At 37.5% G+C, this 467-nt stretch carries 1 protein-coding gene; it reads left to right on the top strand.

Annotated features, from left to right (window positions below):
- Nucleotides 1-467: hypothetical protein (locus AC3DE3_RS17245; RefSeq protein WP_488370845.1), on the top strand; the 467-nt coding region annotated here is incomplete at both ends.

The following is a 467-nucleotide window of genomic DNA, read 5'->3' as shown; positions in this document are numbered from 1 at the left end:
CTACAACCAAACTGGACCTACTTGGTATAGGCTCATTCCAGTATCTGAATTTAAAGATTCAAGCAACTATTTTGATGTTGACATCAGTGTTAACTCGTTGACAGTTACATTGAGGGTAAGAAAAGCTGGTTTGTTTAATGAACCACATTTGATACATTGCTATTTATCAAATATGGCATGTTTGCCATTTGTAGAAGATATATCAACTCAAACCTCACAAAACACACCATCTAATGCATTAGTAGGATTGTCTGGAAATATTACACACGAATTGAGCGGCGCATATCCCGATCTATTAACAGCTTATTATGGAAGCAAAGTCAGTTTTGGCAATACCGGAACTGTGTCTAACGCAATTGTTGTAAGAATAGGGTCGTTTGACAAGGCAACATCAACTGGAACATTAACAAATGCTTATGGCTTGTACATTGATGGCTCTGGAACAAATCCTGCCGTTAACCACTATT

It is taken from the genome of Dietzia sp. IBK-p2-16D, assembly GCF_057773085.1.
This window is presented reverse-complemented; position numbering and strand designations above follow the sequence as displayed.